The organism is Pseudomonas sp. HMSC066A08 (assembly GCF_001813025.1).
Taxonomy (GTDB): Bacteria; Pseudomonadota; Gammaproteobacteria; order Pseudomonadales; family Pseudomonadaceae; genus Pseudomonas; species Pseudomonas aeruginosa.
This window is the reverse complement of the sequence record NZ_KV811381.1, coordinates 1-426: the sequence shown is the minus strand read 5'-3', so window position 1 is coordinate 426 and position 426 is coordinate 1. Positions and strand designations below refer to the sequence as shown.

Genomic DNA, 426 nt, shown 5'->3' with positions numbered 1-426 from the left:
GTGGAGTCGGGCATCATGACGCAGGCGCAGTGCGAGGCCATCGAGGCCGCTGTACGCAACCGCCGCAACGTTCTGGTCGTTGGTGGCACCGGCACCGGCAAAACCACCCTCACAAACGGCATCATCGACTACATGGCGAAGGCCTGCCCGCAAGACCGTATCGTCATCATCGAAGATACGGGCGAGCTGCAATGCGCCGCCACGAACGTCGTCATTCTCCGGGCAGTCGATCACGTCGATATGACCCGGCTACTCAAGGCAACCATGCGTCTGCGGCCCGACCGTATTCTGGTCGGTGAAGTCCGCGACGGCGCAGCGTTGGCCTTGCTCAAGGCTTGGAACACTGGCCACCCCGGCGGGGCCGCCACTGTTCACGCAAATTCGGCACCTGCGGGCCTTATCCGCATGGAACAGCTTGTGGCTGAG

The 426-nt window shown here is 62.9% G+C and carries 1 protein-coding gene; it reads left to right on the top strand.

Features of this window, described 5'->3' with window-relative positions; genetic code table 11:
- Nucleotides 1-426 (top strand): ATPase, T2SS/T4P/T4SS family (locus HMPREF2886_RS31905; protein ID WP_168172039.1); only part of this gene is annotated, 426 nt, incomplete at both ends.